We start from the raw sequence: 16026 nt of genomic DNA on the forward strand, positions 1-16026 counted from the left end.
CTCGAGCGGCTCCGGGCGTGAGGCGACGCCCGCGATGCGCGACTCCGGCCCCCCGCCCTTCGGCGGGCGGCCGCCCAACCGGTCGCGTCCCTCCTCGATCATGAAGCCCCGCCTCCAAGCCTCTCTCGGACAACAGCTGGTGATGACGCCGCAATTGCGGCAGGCGATCCGCCTGCTGCAACTCTCGGCGGTCGAGCTGGAAGCCGAACTGGCGAGCGCGGTGGAAAGCAATCCGCTGCTGGACTGGACCGAGCCGGCGCCGCCCGAGCCGGGCGACTCCGGCGAGCCCATCCACGCCTCCACCGTCACCTCGTCCTCCTCGTCCGAGGACGGCAACGGCGAGAGCGCGCATCCGTCCGACGCCACGCCCGAGCCGGAGTGGACGATGGACGACGGCGAGACCTGGTACGAGCGGGTCGGCCCGTCCGACCACGACGACGATTCGCCCGCGGCCGAACAGGTCGCCGACGCCGAGACCCTGCTCGACCACCTGCTGTGGCAGTTGCACCTGAGCCCGCTGTCGCCGCGCGACCGCAGCATCGGCGTGGCCATCATCGAAGCCATCGACGACGACGGCTACCTGCGCGAACCGCTGCAGGCCATCGCCGATTCGCTGGCGCCGGAGCTCAGCGTCGGCGAAGACGAAGTCATGACCGTGCTGCATCAGGTGCAGCGCTTCGACCCGGTCGGCACCGGCGCGCGTTCGCTCAGCGAATGCCTGAGCCTGCAGCTGGGCACGCTGTCCAACGACACCCCGGGCAAGCAGCTCGCGCTGCAGATCGTCGCCGGCCCGCTCGAACGCCTGCCGCGCGTCGGCGTGCCCGGGCTGGCCGCCGAACTCAAGCTCGATCCGGCCGAGGTCGACGTCGCGGTGCAGTTGCTGCGCTCGCTCGACCCGCGCCCCGGCGCGCAGATGGGCGCGATCTCCACCGATACCTACGTCACCCCGGATGTGGTGATCTGGCGCCAGCAAGGGCTGTGGCGGGTCGCGCTGTCGGAGGCGATGCGCCCGCGCATCAGCATCCACCGCGGCTACGAAGGCATGATCCGCCACGCCAGCGCCTCCGACGCGAGCTATCTGCGCGGGCATCTGCAAGAAGCGCGCTGGCTGCTCAAGAGCCTGGAAGCGCGCGGCGACACCTTGCTGAAAGTGGCGCGTTGCCTGCTCAAGCAACAGGCCGCGTTCCTGGAATTCGGCGACAGCGCGCTGCGCCCGCTGACCCTGCGCGAGGTCGCCAACGAAGTCGGCCTGCACGAATCCACCGTCTCGCGCGCGATCGCGCGCAAGTACGCGCGCACCCCGCGCGGCACCGTGCCGCTGCGGGCGTTCTTCGCCTCCGGCATCGAGACCGGCGCCGGCGGCGAGGCCTCCAGCACCGCGATCCAGGCCATGATCCGGCGCCTGATCGAGGCCGAGAACCCGCGCAAGCCGCTGTCCGACGCGCGCCTGGCCGAGACCCTCAAGGCCACCGGCGTGCCGGTGGCGCGGCGCACCGTCGCCAAGTACCGCGAGGCGATGAGCATCCCGTCCTCGCAGGACCGCGTGCGCATGGCCTGAGCGCCCCCCCGGCGGCGCTGTCTGAACCGAGCCTCTCAGCCCCGTGCGCGACCGCGCCGCGGCTTATGCCGATTGCGCCCATCGCCATTGCAAAAACTTTACACAGTCGAAAAACCCTTGGCCGATCAAGGCCTTCGCGCGCGCCTACGACCAAAGCACGAAGCCGGCCCCTTGCGCCGGCGGCCCAGCGTGCGATGCTGGACTCCCTGGTTACGGCCAGGGCGTCACCCGGTTCCGTTTCGGTCCGGTAAGGCCGGGCGGAACCTCTCGAATGGCTCAGAGAGCCATGCAAGTTCTGCATTCATCCGCGACGTGAAGGAGGTCCCCGATGCGTATCGAAACCCACGGCCAGCAGATCGAAGTCACCGTAGCCCTGCGCGACTACGTGGAATCCAAGCTGGCCCGACTGCAACGCCACTTCGACCAACCTTTCGACGTCCGCACCCAGCTCAGCCTCGACAAGCCCGACCATCGAGCCGAAGCCACCCTCAATCTCGCCGGCCGCACCCTGCATTGCGATGCGGCGGCGGTGGACATGTACGCCGCCATCGACCTGCTCGCCGACAAGCTCGACCGCCTGCTGATGAAGCACAAGAGCAAGCTGGTCGACCACCACCGCGGCGAGAGCCTGGCCCGCAATGGGGAACTCACCTGAGTTCATGGCGTAAACTCCGCGCCAGCCAAGCAACGCAAGCCACACCCCAGCCGTCATGCCGCTTTACGACCTGTTGAGCGCGGAGCGCGTTGCGATCCTCGGAAACCCCGGCGATCGCAACGCGGTGCTCGAAACCGCCGCCCGCCTGCTCTCCGGCGGCGACCCGCGCACCGCCGCCGCGCTCGACGCCGGCCTGCGCGAACGCGAACGCCTCGCCAGCACCGCCATCGGCCACGGCGTGGCCATTCCCCACGGACGCTCGCCGCTGCTGGAAACCGGCTGCGGGGCGTTCCTGCGTCTGGCCCGGCCGGTCGATTTCGGCGCCGCCGACGGCGAACCGGTCGATCTGGTCCTGGCCATGGCCGTGCCGGAACACCACGTGCAGCAGCACCTGCAGTTGCTGGCCGAACTGGCCGAGCGCTTCGCCGACCCCGACTTCCGCGATTGCCTGCGCAGCGCGACGGATGCGGCGGAGTTGAGTCAGCGGTTGCTGGAGCGCTGTCGCTGTAATGCGGCGTGAGGGCAGGAGCGGGAACAGAACAGCGGGAACAAGGAGCGGGATTAGGGAACTGGGGAGCGCGGCTTGTCTGAAAGCTGCGGCAAGTCCTGTTTTCCTGATCCCGCTTGTCGTTTGCGCTTTCCATTCCCAGCACCCGGCGTCCTTGCAGCCGCGCAGAGCCCCAGTTCCCCAACCCCGCTCCTCATTCCCGCTCCTCAATTCCCGCTGCGACCCGCGCCCGCCCCCAAACCCCGTAAACTCTCATCCCCATGAGCAAAAGCATCCGCGCAGGCGAACTCTTCGAGCAGCAGCGCGACAAGCTGGCGCTGCGCTGGTTGGCGGGCCAACGCGGCGAGGGGCGTCTGGTCGAGGCGGTCAATACCGTCGCGCGGCGGCCGTCGCTGGCGGGCTATCTCAACGCGATCTATCCCAACAAAGTGCAGATCCTCGGCACCGAGGAGCTGACCTGGCTCGACGGCCTGGATTCGCGGCTGCGCTGGGAAACCATCGAGAAGATCATCCAGTTCCGCCCGCTGGCGCTGGTCATCAGCAAGGACCAGCCCTGCCCCGAGGACCTGCGCATCGCCGCGGAGGAAAGCGACACGCCGCTGTGGGTGTCGCCGCGGCGCGGGCACGAACTGCTCAATCACCTGCAATACCACCTGGCGCGCGCGCTGGCGCCGCAGATCACCCTGCACGGCGTGTTCATGGAGATCTACTCCATCGGCGTGCTGATCACCGGCGAATCGGGCTCGGGCAAGAGCGAGCTGGCGCTGGAGTTGGTGACGCGCGGGCATCGCTTGGTCGCCGACGACGCGCCCGAATTCACCCAGATCGCGCCGGACGTGCTCGACGGCACCTGCCCGGAAATGCTCCAGGACCTGCTCGAAGTGCGCGGCCTGGGCGTGCTCAACATCCGCCAGATGTTCGGCGACACCGCGGTCAAGAACAACAAGTACCTGCGCTTGATCGTGCATCTGACCAAGCCGATGAGCGAGCCCAAGGCCACCGGCATCGAGCGCCTGACCGGCGACACCAGCCTGCGCCGCGTGCTCGACCTGGACGTGCCGATGATCACCCTGCCGGTCATGCCCGGCCGCAACCTCGCGGTGCTCACCGAAGCCGCCACGCGCTTGCACAGCCTGCGCATGAAAGGCCTCGACCCCGCCGCGGCGTTCATCGCCCGGCACAGCAACTTTCTGGAGCGCGGAGAATCGTGAGCGGCGTGGAGTCCCATCAGGCCGGCGCGACGCCCGGCAACGCGGCCGAAACCACCGGCTTCACTCTGGTGATCGTCAGCGGCATGTCCGGTTCGGGCAAGTCGGTGGCGCTGAACACCTTCGAGGACCTGGGGTTCTACTGCGTCGACAACCTGCCGGCCGAGTTGCTGCCGCAGTTCGTGCAGAACGTGATCAAGGCCGAAGACGGCATGCCGACCAAGCTCGCGGTCGGCATCGACGTGCGCAACCGCCACAGCGATCTGGCCAACATCCCCGAGTGGCTGTCGGCGGTCGGCGCGCTCGGCGCCGATCCGCGGCTGGTGTTCTTCGAGTCCAGCGACTCGGTGCTGCTCAAGCGCTACGCCGACACCCGCCGGCGCCATCCGCTGAGCCAGTTCGGCCTCGCCCTGGCCGACGCGATCTCGCTGGAACGGCAGGTGCTCAAGCCGCTGCGGCAAATCGCCGACGCCATCGTCGACACCAGCGAATTCAACATCCATCAGCTGCGCCGCCACGTCATCACCGAGTTCGGCCTGGGCGTGGAAGCGGGCATGTCGCTGCTGTTCGAATCCTTCGCCTACCGCCGCGGCGTGCCGGCCGACGCCGACTTCGTGTTCGACGCGCGCGCCCTGCCCAACCCGCACTGGAACCCGGCGCTGCGCCCGCTCTCCGGCCGCGACGCCGGCGTGCGCGATTACCTGGAAACCCAGGCCGACGTGCAGCTCTACGTCGAACAGGTCGGCCAGTTCCTCGATACATGGCTGCCGCGCCTGCAAGGCGACAGCACCCGCAGCTACGCCACCATCGCCTTCGGCTGCACCGGCGGACGCCATCGCTCGGTCTATCTGGCCGAACGCATGGCCGAACACGCGCGCCTGCGCGGCTGGAACGAAGTCGCGGTGCATCATCGCGAACTCGACTGACCGCGCGGTTTCCGCGAACGCCGCGCCACCGCACGCTTCACCTCGTCGCACTTGCGCCCGCTCCCTGTAGGAGCGACGCAAGTCGCGACCGCGCAACCACGCTTACGACGCAAGCGACGCCTCGCCGCCGCCTCCCGCGCGACACGCGCGCAACCTGCGCGCACCACGCCCGCACGTGAACCCACATCGCCGCTTCATGCGAAAAACCGCGGCGCATTACGAAATTTTCCCATTTTTGTACCGCAACCCTTGCACGCGCCCCCGTAGCTTCGGAACCGCACCGGAGCCGCGCGCCACGCGCATCCCGCGCTCCGCTGCCTGTCCCCATTCGGAGCCGCGACATGACCGCCATGATCCGCACGCTCGCCCCGCTGACGCTGGCCTTGATCGCCGCCGCCGCGCCGTCGGCCGCGTTCGCGCAATCGCAAACCACGCCGCACACCGCCGACCGCACCGCACCGATGCAACGCACCGAACCGCCGGTGCACGACACCCAAGGCGATTCGCGCACGCCGCCGCCGAGCGACGCCATCGGCCCGGCGCGCTTCAGCGAACTCGACGCCAACGGCGATCAGAAGATCAGCCGCGACGAGGCCGCGATGGACGCGCGCCTGGCCGGCAGCTTCGCCGTCCACGATCTCGACCGCGACGGTTTCATCTCGCTGTCGGAATACCAGGCCGGCCAGAACAAACGCAGCGACGACCGCTGACCCACGGCACGCCGAGGCCTTTCACCCACCGCGCTGACCCGGTCAGCAAAGGATCGACATGAGCCACCCCGCCACCCGCACCGCCCTGCGACCGCGTTCGCTGGCCCTGGCGTTGAGCGCCGCGTTCGCCGCGGCCTTGCTCGGCGCCTGCAAGCAGCCCGAGCAGACCCCGCCGCCGGAGCCGGCGGCCGGCCCCGCGCCGGCCGCGCCCGCCGACACCACGCCGCCGGCGGACGCCGCGCCGCCCGCCACCGACGTCGCGCCGGCCGCCAACATGCCGCCGCCGACGGACACCCCGCCCAGCGATACGCCGCCGGCCGACCCGGCCGCGACCGAACCGCCGGCGAACCAGGACAAGGGCAAGACCGAGTCGCCGCCGAAGCCGTAAGCGCCGGCTCCCCGCACGGGCCGCCCTCGGGCGGCCCTTTCATTCGCACCGCCGCCCTGGGCGGCCCTTTCATTCGCGCCACCGCCCTTGGCGACTCTTTCATTCGCACCGCCGCCCTCGGGCGGCCTTTTCGTTCGCGCTGCGGCCGACGAACGGCCCGTTCGTTCGCACCGCCGCCCACCGGCAGCCCTTCGTTAGCGCCGCCTCCCCGCGCACTTCGCGATGCGGCGCACGCGCCGGCCGCGTGCGCCGCGCCGCAACATGCGCGCGCCGCTCGTCCCGCGCCGGCCGCAGCGTCTGCGCGCGCGCCGCCGCGCATCCCCCATCCCGCACGCCGCGCAACGTCCGCCCGGGGCGCATCCACCTACGCCGGACCGCGTTCCCAACGCACATCGCCCGCGCCCGACCGTCCCGACCGCGCCGATCCCGAACGCCGATCGACCGTTCGGGCGCTTCCGGCCTGTCACCGTGCTCTGTTAAGTTGACGGCATGTCCGTAGGCGTCCTTCTCATCACCCACACCGGAGTCGGCAGCGCGATGCTGCAGGTCGCCGGCCGTCTGTTGAACCCGCTACCGCTGCGCGCCGAAGCGTTCGAAGTGCCTTTCGACGCCGACCTCGACCAGCTGCTGCCGCAGGCCAGCGCCGCGCTGCGCCGGGTCGACGGCGGCGACGGCGTGCTGGTGCTGACCGATCTGTACGGCGCCTCGCCGAGCAACCTCGCCGCGCGCGTGGCCCGGCTCGGCACGCCGGTGCGGCGGGTCTCGGCGCTGAACCTGCCGATGCTGCTGCGGGTGATGAACTACGCCGAACTGGAACTGGACCAATTGCCCGCGGTCGCCGCGGCCGGCGCCCGCAACGGCGTGCTGCACGACGACGCATGAACCCCGCGGCGCATCGCCGCCGCGACAGGAAGCCCGAACATCGCATGACGCAAGCCGCCGTACCGCATTCCGACGTCCGCACTCCGCCGTCCGCGCACGCTGCGTTTGACCATTGCCTGAGGACCCCGACATGATCGAACGCGAACTCACCGTCTCCAACCGACTGGGCCTGCACGCCCGCGCCACCGCCAAGCTGGTGCAGGTGCTGTCGGCCTTCCGCAGCAACGCCACGCTCACCGCCAAGGGCCGCGAGGTCAACGCCAAGAGCATCATGGGCGTGATGCTGCTCGCCGCCGGCCAAGGCACCCACGTCAAACTGCGCGTCGAGGGCGAGGACGAGGCCAACGCGGCCGACGCCGTCGTCGCCCTGTTCGACCGCCGTTTCGACGAAGACAGCTGAGGCCGGAGGCGCGGATGCGGCAGGAATTCCAAGGAGTCGGCGCTTCCCGCGGCAACGCGCTCGGCCGCGCGCGGGTGCGCTTGCCGCACGCGCTGGAAGTCGCGGAAGAACGCATCGGCCGCGATCAGGTCGACAGCGAGCTGGCGCGGCTGCACGCGGCCATCGACACCGTGCGCGGCGAGATCCACGTGCTGCGCGAGCGCTTGCACGGCGCGCTGGCGCACGAGGTCGGCGAGTTCCTCGACCTGCACACCCTGCTGCTGGACGACCCCGAACTGCTGCAAGGCCTGGACGAACTGATCCGCACCGGCCACTACGCCGCCGATTACGCGCTGCGCCTGCAGCGCGACCGCATCGCCTCGGTGTTCGAGGCGATGGACGACGCGTATTTCCGCAGCCGCGTCGACGACATCGACCAGGTCATCGGCCGCATCCACGCGGCGCTGCACCGGCGCGATCACGACACCCAAGGCGTGGCCGGCGAGATTCTCATCGCCGACAACGTCGCTCCCGCCGAACTCGCGCAATTGCAGGCGCAAGGGGTGATGGCCATCGTCACCGCCGCCGGCAGCGCGCTGTCGCACAGCGCGATCCTGGCGCGCAGCCTGCACCTGCCGCTGGTGGTGGGCGCCTCGCAGGCGCTGCTGAAGATCAACGACGGCGACGCGATCGTGGTCGACGGCGCCACCGGCGCGGTGATCCTGGAACCCGACGCCGCCGACCTGCGCACGCACCGCGCGCGGGTGCGCGAGCTGGCGCGCGAGCGCAAGCAGCTGCACCGGCTGCGGCGCGAGCCGACCATCACCCGCGACGGCGTCGACATCAAGCTCTACGCCAACGCCGAATCGCGCGAGGACGTGGCCGAGGCGCACGCGCTCGGCGCCGCCGGCGTCGGCCTGTACCGCACCGAATTCCTGTTCCTGCAACGCAACGAGCTGCCGGACGAAGACGAACAGTTCCGCGTCTACCGCGACGTGGTGCTGGGCATGACCGGCCGCAGCGTCACCATCCGCACCCTCGATCTGGGCGCGGACAAGGCCGACAAGACCGGGCTGGCGCTGCGCGACGAACCCAACCCGGCGCTCGGCGTGCGCGGCGTGCGCCTGTCGATGGCGCGCGAGGGCCTGCTGGAAACCCAATTGCGCGCGATCCTGCGCGCCTCGGGCTACGGCCCGGTGCGGGTGCTGGTGCCGATGGTCAGCGCCAGCGAAGAAATACGCACGGTGCGCACGCTGCTCGACAAGGTCGCGATCGATCTGCGCCGCGAAGGCCACGAGATCGCCGAGCGGGTGCCGCTGGGCGCGATGATCGAAGTGCCGGCCGCGGCGCTGGCCTTGCCCGCCTTCATCGGCACGGTGGATTTCCTGTCCATCGGCACCAACGATCTGGTCCAGTACCTGCTCGCCGTGGACCGCAACAACGAAGCGCTCGCCGACTTGTACACGCCGCTGCATCCGGCGGTGCTGCGGGTGATCCGCGACGTCATCAAGCTGGGCAAGGCGCGCGGCAAACCGGTCGCGGTGTGCGGCGAAATGGCCGGCGACCCCGCGTTCGCGCCGCTGCTGCTGGCGTTGGGGTTGGAAGAATTCAGCCTGCATCCGGCGACGCTGCTGGAACTGCGCCGGGCGATCCGCGGGCTCGATCTGGCCGCGCTGCGCAAGCGCGCGCCGGCGCTGCTGCGCGCGAGCGACCGCAAGGGCATCGAACACTGGTTGCGCCAGAGCGGCGCGGCCGGCTCGGGCGCGCGCTGAAGCGGGCGTTCGCTGGAGCGGGCGTTCGCTGAAACCGGCGCTCGTTGAAGCCGGCGCTCGCCGAAGCCGGCACGTCGCCCGCGCGGCTGGCGCGGGCGACGAGGCGAGCGCGCTGTCCGCGCGCGGCGCCGGATTGCGTTAGTCCGAGGTCGGGCTTGATCGGCGCCGGCGCGTCCGCCGCTTCGCGCGCGCGTCCCGCTCCGATCCGCGCCGGCGCCCTTCTCCCGGCCAGGACGATCCGATGCGCGCTCCCACTCAATTCACGCTCACCAGCGACGTTCCGGCCAGCGTGGGGGTAGCGACCTTCGTGATCGCGGACGCGCAGGGCCGCACGCAGCAATTGGCCGTGCCCAGCGGCGTCAGCGTCGCCCATCCCACCGACCCCGCGCTCGGTCCCTGGCAAGTGAGCTATCGCATCGACAGCCCCGCGCAGCCGACTCCGGTCTTTCTCGGCGAAACCGCCACCGTCGCCGATCCGTCGGCGACGCTCAGCGTCGGCTTCGCGCTCTCGCAAGGCGGCGCGTCGGCGCCGGTCCTCGACACGCAATGGGCACCGGCGCTCACTGCGCCGGTCTCGATAACGCTGACGTTCGCCATGCAAGTGCAACAGCAGACCGAATGGGGCTGGGCCGCGGTCGCCCTGTCCGTCGCCGGCTATTACCGCGACGGACCGGGCGCCAACCTCAGCCAGTGCGCCCTGGCCAATTGGGCGCTGGGCCGCAGCGACTGCTGCAATCGCGGAGCCGCCGTCGGCGCGGCCTGCAATCAACCGTTTTCGGTGCAGAACGCGCTGCGCCACTTGGGCAATCTCGGCGCGTACGTCCCGTCCCGGCTGGCCTTCGACGCCGTGCAAGCGCAGTTGTCCATGCGCCGTCCGATCGTCGCGATCATCGGGTGGAATACCGGCGGCCACCATGCCGTGGTCATCAGCGGCTTCGACACCCTGTCCGGGAAACAGCTCATCACGGTGCAAGACTGCGCCGGCGGGACCACGCAGATCGTCGAGTTCGGCCGTTTTCCAGCGATGGGCGCTTGGGTCGGCACCTGCACCACCGTCGGCGCGACCTGAGCGCCGCGCAGCGTCGAGCCGGGCGCGAATCCGCAACAACGCCGCCGCTGCCGGCGTCGCGATCCGCGCTCAGCAATCTGCGCCTATCAATCTGCGCTCAGCCATCCACCGCGACGCCGACCGGGCAATCGGGCGCCTGCTCCGCATCGGGTTGCCGCGGCGATTGCCAGGTCGCCGGCAAATGCCGCAGCGCGCCCAACGCCGCGCGCGTGGCGCGGTTCAAGCTGCCGCCCTGATCGCCGCCCCAACTGTTGGCGAAGGCGAACAAGCCGATGCGATGGGTCGGGTCCACCGCCATGTACGAGGCATAGCCCAGCATCAAGCCGTCCTTGCACAGATAACCGTCGCCGATCTGCCAGCCCAGCCCCATGCGCAATTCGCGCTCGGTTTCTTGCTGGGTCAGCGCGATCGCGCGGCCGAGCACGTCCGGGCCGGGCTCGATCTGGCGCTCGAGGAAGTCGAGCATGTCCGGCAAGGTCGAGGACAGCGCACCGGCGCCGACCGCGGCCGACGCCGGATCGATCTCGCCCACGTCGATACGCGAATACGGCTGGCCGGCGCGCTGGAAATCGTAGGACCGCGCCAAGCGCCGCCGCACCGGGCCGAGTTCGACCTGGGTCGAACCCATCCCCAACGGTTCCAGGATCAAGCGGCGCGTCACCTGCGGCCACACGCGATAGCTGGCATCCCAACCCGGCTCGCTACGCGGCAGCTCGCTGTGCACGTGCGACATCAGCGCGCCGAGCAAGGCGAAGCCTTGGTTGCTGTAGAACCAGTACTCGCCGGGGCGGTAGCGCGGTTGGAAGTCGCGCAGAAAGCGCGTGGTGTCGTCGTAACCGTAGTGGCCGAACACGTAGCGGCCGCTCGCGCACGGCCCCTTCGGAAAGCCGGCGCTGTGGGTGGCCAGATGCCACAGCCGCACCGGCTCGTCGGCGGCGAACTCGTTGATGGACACCTCCGGCGGCAGCAACCGCGCCACCGGCGTCGTCAGTTCGACCCGCGATTGCAGCACCGCCATCGCCAGCAAGGTCGCGGTGAAGACCTTGGTGTTGGAACCGATCAGCATCACCACCTCTTCCGGCGCGGCGTCGCCGCCGTCGCTCACCGGCACGCGGCCGTACTGGAAGTAGTAGCGCTGGCCCGCGACCGTCGCGGCGACCAGCACGCCGGGCGATTTGTCGTCTTCGGCGAAGCCCAGCGGCGCGACGACGGCCTCGAAGAACGGAGCGATCAGATCGCCGACGCGCTGCCGGCCGGGTGCGTTCATGGCGGCTGTCCTTAGCGCCCGCGGACCGGGCGAGGCGAGTCTATAGAGCCGCCGCGGCGAGTTGATTCACTCTCGTTCACCGTCGCCCGCGCGCGTGCGGGCGGCCGCTCGCGCCGCGCGCGACGAACGTCGCGCTTACTGCCAGCTCGCGCTCAAGCCGGTGAAATGCAGCGTGTAGCCGGCGCGGGCGACGATCGTCGGCGCGATGAAACGGCCGGTGTCGCCGTCGGGGAAGTCGTGCTTGCCATTGCGGGGAAACAGCGCCGCGACATCGAACGAAGCGTCGATCGCGCTCGTGCCGGCCGCGCCGTCGGCGCTCGCCGACCTGAGCGTGCAGCGGACGGCATCGGCGACCGCATCGCAGCGGTCGCTCGCGTCCAGCGAAAGAAGCGGCTCGCAGGCCGGCCCGCTGGCGCAGGCGCCAGGACGCGCCCCGCGCCCACACGCACGCCCGCACGCCGGCGTGCGGGCGCGCCCCGGGCCGCACCGCGCGCCCGACCCACATCATCACTGTGCTTTGCCGCCGCCGCGGGCGATAATGCCGGCGCATTCGTTGGATTCGCCGGCTTCGTGGCCGCGTCCGTCCCCCGCCAGGAAGTACCGCATGGCCGAAGCCGTCCGCCACGACAAAACCGCACGTCAGCTGCGCCTGCTTTCCGATGCGCTCGACAGCGGCCGTCTGGGGCCGGTTCGCCGCCTGGTCAACACCCTCTCCCCCGCCGAGATCGGCAACCTGCTCGAATCGCTGCCGCCCGGCAAGCGCCAGGTGGTGTGGGGGCTGGTCGATCCCGAGGACGACGGCGAGGTGCTGGTCCACGTCGGCGAGGAAGTGCGCGAGAGCCTGCTCGCGGACATGGACCCCGACGAAATCGTCGCCGCGGTCGAAGACCTCGACATCGACGACTTGGCCGATCTGGTCGAGGACCTGCCCGACACGGTCATCGACGAAGTGCTCAAGTCGATGGACCGCGACAACCGCGAGCGGCTCGAGCAGGTCCTGTCCTACCCGGAAGACACCGCCGGCCGCCTGATGAACCCCGACGTGGTGACGGTGCGCGCCGACACCACGATCGACGTGGTCCTGCGCTACCTGCGCCTGCGCGGCGAGCTGCCCGAACACACCGACCACCTCTACGTGGTCAGCCGCCGCCACCAATACCTGGGCCGCATCGCCCTGGCCGCGCTGCTGACCCACGAGCCCGGCACCCCGATCAACAAGCTGGTCGACGACGAACAGCCGGCCATCGACGTCGGCGAGACCGCCGGCGAAGTCGCCCGCCAGTTCTCCGACCACGACTGGATCAGCGCGCCGGTCGTGGACGACAACAACATCCTGCTCGGCCGCATCACCATCGACGACGTGGTCGACATCATCCGCGAAGAGGCCGAGCACCAGGCCTTGAGCGCGGCCGGCCTGGACGAGGACGAAGACCTGTTCAGCCCGGTCCGGCGCGCGTTCCGGCGCCGTCTGATCTGGCTCAGCGTCAACCTGTGCACGGCCTTCCTCGCCGCCAGCGTGGTCGGCCAGTTCGAGGACTCCATCGCCAAGCTGGTGGCGCTGGCCGCGCTGATGCCGATCGTCGCCGGCATGGGCGGCAACGCCGGCACCCAGGTGCTGGCGCTGATGATCCGCGGCCTCGCGCTCGGCCAGATCGGCGCCTCCAACGTGTGGACGCTGCTGCGCAAGGAGTTGTCGGTCGCGCTGATCAACGGCCTGTGCCTCGGCGTCGGCCTGGGCCTGATCGTGCTGATCTGGTTCCGCCAACCGGGCCTGTCGTTCGTGATCGGCACCGCGCTGACCATCAACCTGCTCACCGCCGCCGCCGGCGGCGTGCTGGTCCCGATCACCCTCAAGCGCCTGGGCTTCGACCCGGCCCTGGCCGGCGGCGTGATTCTGACCACGCTGACCGACGTGATGGGGTTCTTGAGCTTCCTGGGTTTGGCGACGTTGATTTTGTTGCATTGAGGCGCCGCTGGCGCGCGGACGGACGGCGCCGCGGCAACGACGGCGCGCGGCTAATCTGCCGCGCATGCTGCAACGCCAAGACATCGAAACTGCGGTCGAACTGCAAACCCGCAGCTACGCGCTGCTGCGCTGGCTGGCGCAGGCGGTGCAACGCGGCTTCATCGGCTTCGACGCCGCCCACGCCTACGCGCGCGACCCGGCCGCGGCCGAGGCCTGGGCGCGCCGCCATCATCAGGAACTGCCGCCCGACGCGCGGCCGCCGCAAGCCGACACGGCCGGATTCTTCCGCCTGTTCGCCGGCTATCTCGACAATGGCCACGCCCTCGTGCGCGATCCGGGCAAACGCCTGTATTCGCCGGACGCGCATTGTTTTTGCGAGATGTGCAGCTGGTTCATCGACGGTCCGAGCCTGCGCGCGCGCCCGCCGAGCACGGGCGACCAGCGTCGCGCCGACCGGCAGATGCGCGCCAGCCTCGACGAATTGGCGCTGGAATGCGGACGCTTGTTGGATGAAGACGAAGTCGGCGCGTTGATGCGGCGGGCCGAACTGCGCGAGGCGCTGGCCTTGCACGCTTACGCCGAAACCTTGCTGCGCCGCATACGCGGCGGCGGCAGCGACGCCGGCGTGCCGCTGGCGCTGTGGCGCCGTTTCGCCCGGACGCCGCAGGGCGCGCCCAAACGCGGGTTCCGCCTCGACGCCGATGCGATCTTGGCGGCGCAAACCCTGTTGTTGCAGCGCTTGAACGAACCCGCGCCGCCGCGCTGACGGCTGCCACGACGAATCCAGCGGGCTTGAACCCGCCCCGCTCTCCGGCCGATGATGCCCGAAGCCCGCCACGGAGCCCGCCATGCCCGGCCGCCGTTCGCCTCGCGGCGCATTCGCGCTGCTGCTGTCCCTCGCGCTCGCCGCGCTGGCGGGTTGCCAATCCGCCGCTCACCGTCCCGCCGCCACGGCGCACACTCCGCCCGCCTCCGCCATGACCGACCCGCGCGCACACGGCCGCTTCGTCAGCCGCGAACTTCTGCTCGACAACGGCGTGCTGCATCGCTACCAAGTGTTCGTGCCTGCGCGCGCGGCCGGCGGCGAGCGGCCGGCGCTGATTTTGTTCCTGCACGGTTCGGGCGAGCGCGGCGACGACAACCGCAAGCAGCTCGAAGCGGGACTGGGTCCGGTGGTGCGCAAGCGCATCGACACGTTCCCGGCCATCGTCGTGTTTCCGCAGATGCACGAAGACTGGACCGACGAGCAACGCTTCGACCGCACTGCGCTGGCGATCCTCGACCGCGCCGAAGCCGAGTTCGGCGCCGATCCGGCGCGCATCTATCTCACCGGCTTGTCGATGGGCGGATTCGCCAGTTTCGATCTGGCGCTGATGCAGCCGGACCGCTTCGCCGCGGTGGTGCCGATCTGCGGCGGATTCAAGGATCCGAAGGTGTGGGACCGTCAGCGCATCGCCGATCTCGGCGGCATGTGGACGCCGGACGAAGCCGCGCAGCGCATGAAAGGCGCGCCGTTCTGGATCTTCCACGGCGGCAAGGACGATGTGGTTCCGCCGCGGCTGTCGCGCGAGATGGCCGAGGCGCTCAAGCGCGCCGGCGCCGACGTGCGCTACACCGAGTTCCCCGAGGCCAACCACAATTCGTGGGATCCGGCCTACGCCAGCGACGCGCTGTGGACCTGGCTGTTCGCGCAGCAGCGTCGAACGATGCCGACCGCTCGTTGAAAACGAAAGCGGCCGCGCGATCACGCGGTCGCATAGACGAACCGCCGCCCGCTCAACCCTTGAGCAGCGCTTCCAACACCGCCATGCGCACGGCCACGCCGTTGGCGACCTGAGTCAGGATCAGCGACTGCGGGCCGTCGGCGACTTCGTCGGTGATCTCCACGCCGCGGTTCATCGGGCCGGGATGCATCACCACCGCGTCGGGCGCGGCGCGCTTGAGCCGGGCCGCGGTCAGGCCGTAGTCGCGGTGGTAATCCTCCAGCGAATCGACCAGCCCTTCTTCCATGCGCTCGCGCTGCAGGCGCAGCATCATCACCGCGTCCACGCCGTCCAGCGCGGCGTCGAGGTCGTGGCCGACGATGCAGCCGTCCAAGGTGCCGTCGTCCGGCAACAGCGAGGCCGGACCGACCGCGCGGATCTCGGCCGCGCCGAGCGCGCGCAGCGCTTGCAGATCCGAGCGCGCCACGCGCGAATGCTTGATGTCGCCGACCATCGCCACGCGCAAGCGCGAGAAATCGCGGCCCTTGGCCTGACGCAAGGTCAGCATGTCGAGCAAGCCCTGGGTGGGATGCGCGCTGCGGCCGTCGCCGGCGTTGACCAGACAGGTGCCGGGCCGCGCGTGTTCGGCGAGCGCGGCGACCGCGCCGTCCTCGCGATGGCGGATGACGAAGCCGCGCACGCCCATCGCTTCGATGTTCTTGAGCGTGTCCAGCGCGGTCTCGCCCTTGCTGGTGGACGACGACGACGCGTCGAAGTTGAGCACGTGCGCGCCGAGCTGCTGCACGGCCAGCTGAAAGCTCAGCCGGGTGCGCGTGGACGGCTCGAAGAACAGCGTGCACACCGCGGTGTCGGCGAGCGCGCGGCGGTCGTAGTGGCCTTCGGCGAACGCCTGGGCGCGGATCAGCAAAGCTTCGAGCGATTCGCGCGTGGCTTCGCGCAGGCTCAGCAGGTGGCGCGAACCGCCGCTGGCGGTAACGAAAGTGGTCATGGGCGTCGCGGATTCGGGAGTGCGGA

The 16026-nt window shown here is 70.2% G+C and carries 16 protein-coding genes; 14 read left to right on the forward strand and 2 right to left on the reverse strand.

The window, feature by feature from the left end:
* Positions 1-100 precede the first annotated feature (100 nt).
* The 11 genes from J5226_RS23515 (at position 101) to J5226_RS23565 (ending at position 10055) form a co-directional block, all read left to right on the forward strand.
* Positions 101-1558, forward strand: coding sequence for an RNA polymerase factor sigma-54 (locus J5226_RS23515; RefSeq protein WP_215837373.1), 1458 nt, complete (start codon positions 101-103; stop codon positions 1556-1558).
* A gap of 328 nt (positions 1559-1886) precedes the next feature.
* Complete coding sequence (gene raiA, locus J5226_RS23520) at positions 1887-2213, forward strand: ribosome-associated translation inhibitor RaiA (RefSeq protein WP_215837374.1); 327 nt, start codon at positions 1887-1889, stop codon at positions 2211-2213.
* A gap of 55 nt (positions 2214-2268) precedes the next feature.
* The gene (locus tag J5226_RS23525; protein ID WP_215837375.1) at positions 2269-2733 is read left to right on the forward strand and encodes a PTS sugar transporter subunit IIA; all 465 of its coding nucleotides are present in this window, start codon (positions 2269-2271) and stop codon (positions 2731-2733) included.
* Positions 2734-2981: 248 nt separating this feature from the next.
* A complete protein-coding gene (hprK, locus tag J5226_RS23530; protein ID WP_215837376.1) occupies positions 2982-3932 on the forward strand; it encodes an HPr(Ser) kinase/phosphatase in 951 nt (316 codons plus the stop codon).
* A 68-nt stretch (positions 3933-4000) separates the two neighbouring features.
* Positions 4001-4855 carry an RNase adapter RapZ gene (gene rapZ, locus J5226_RS23535; protein WP_123649324.1) on the forward strand — a complete coding sequence of 285 codons (855 nt, stop codon included), beginning with the start codon at positions 4001-4003 and terminating at the stop codon, positions 4853-4855.
* A 341-nt stretch (positions 4856-5196) separates the two neighbouring features.
* On the forward strand, positions 5197-5565 hold the full coding sequence (locus J5226_RS23540; protein ID WP_215837377.1) for a hypothetical protein: 369 nt from the start codon (positions 5197-5199) through the stop codon (positions 5563-5565).
* Positions 5566-5623: 58 nt separating this feature from the next.
* Positions 5624-5953, forward strand: coding sequence for a hypothetical protein (locus J5226_RS23545; RefSeq protein ID WP_215837378.1), 330 nt, complete (start codon positions 5624-5626; stop codon positions 5951-5953).
* 489 nt (positions 5954-6442) lie between these two features.
* Positions 6443-6835: a PTS sugar transporter subunit IIA gene (locus J5226_RS23550; RefSeq protein ID WP_206412630.1), complete on the forward strand. Its 393-nt coding sequence runs from the start codon at positions 6443-6445 to the stop codon at positions 6833-6835.
* 130 nt (positions 6836-6965) lie between these two features.
* Positions 6966-7235 (forward strand): HPr family phosphocarrier protein, encoded by a 270-nt coding sequence (locus J5226_RS23555; protein WP_215837379.1) that lies wholly within the window; start codon positions 6966-6968, stop codon positions 7233-7235.
* Positions 7236-7249: 14 nt separating this feature from the next.
* Positions 7250-8986: a phosphoenolpyruvate--protein phosphotransferase gene (ptsP, locus tag J5226_RS23560; RefSeq protein WP_215837380.1), complete on the forward strand. Its 1737-nt coding sequence runs from the start codon at positions 7250-7252 to the stop codon at positions 8984-8986.
* Between the two features lie 241 nt (positions 8987-9227).
* Positions 9228-10055 carry a papain-like cysteine protease family protein gene (locus tag J5226_RS23565; RefSeq protein ID WP_215837381.1) on the forward strand — a complete coding sequence of 276 codons (828 nt, stop codon included), beginning with the start codon at positions 9228-9230 and terminating at the stop codon, positions 10053-10055.
* 97 nt (positions 10056-10152) lie between these two features.
* On the opposite strand, the gene J5226_RS23570 is transcribed toward J5226_RS23565, so the two are convergent.
* Positions 10153-11322, reverse strand: a complete 1170-nt coding sequence (locus J5226_RS23570) for a serine hydrolase domain-containing protein (RefSeq protein ID WP_215837382.1) — start codon at positions 11320-11322, stop codon at positions 10153-10155.
* A gap of 604 nt (positions 11323-11926) precedes the next feature.
* Between J5226_RS23570 and mgtE the strand changes: the two genes are divergently transcribed.
* The 3 genes from mgtE to J5226_RS23585 all read left to right on the forward strand — a co-directional run bounded on the left by mgtE (position 11927) and on the right by J5226_RS23585 (position 15012).
* Positions 11927-13288 (forward strand): magnesium transporter, encoded by a 1362-nt coding sequence (gene mgtE, locus J5226_RS23575; protein WP_215837383.1) that lies wholly within the window; start codon positions 11927-11929, stop codon positions 13286-13288.
* A gap of 64 nt (positions 13289-13352) precedes the next feature.
* Positions 13353-14054: a hypothetical protein gene (locus J5226_RS23580; RefSeq protein WP_215837384.1), complete on the forward strand. Its 702-nt coding sequence runs from the start codon at positions 13353-13355 to the stop codon at positions 14052-14054.
* Positions 14055-14265: 211 nt separating this feature from the next.
* Entirely contained in the window at positions 14266-15012 is a 747-nt protein-coding gene (locus tag J5226_RS23585) for a prolyl oligopeptidase family serine peptidase (RefSeq protein WP_255322914.1), read from the forward strand.
* A gap of 52 nt (positions 15013-15064) precedes the next feature.
* Here J5226_RS23585 and J5226_RS23590 read toward each other — a convergent pair whose 3' ends face one another.
* A complete protein-coding gene (locus J5226_RS23590) occupies positions 15065-16000 on the reverse strand; it encodes an aspartate carbamoyltransferase catalytic subunit (protein ID WP_215837386.1) in 936 nt (311 codons plus the stop codon).
* Positions 16001-16026: the final 26 nt, after the last annotated feature.

This window comes from Lysobacter sp. K5869 (assembly GCF_018847975.1).
GTDB lineage: Bacteria > Pseudomonadota > Gammaproteobacteria > Xanthomonadales > Xanthomonadaceae > Lysobacter.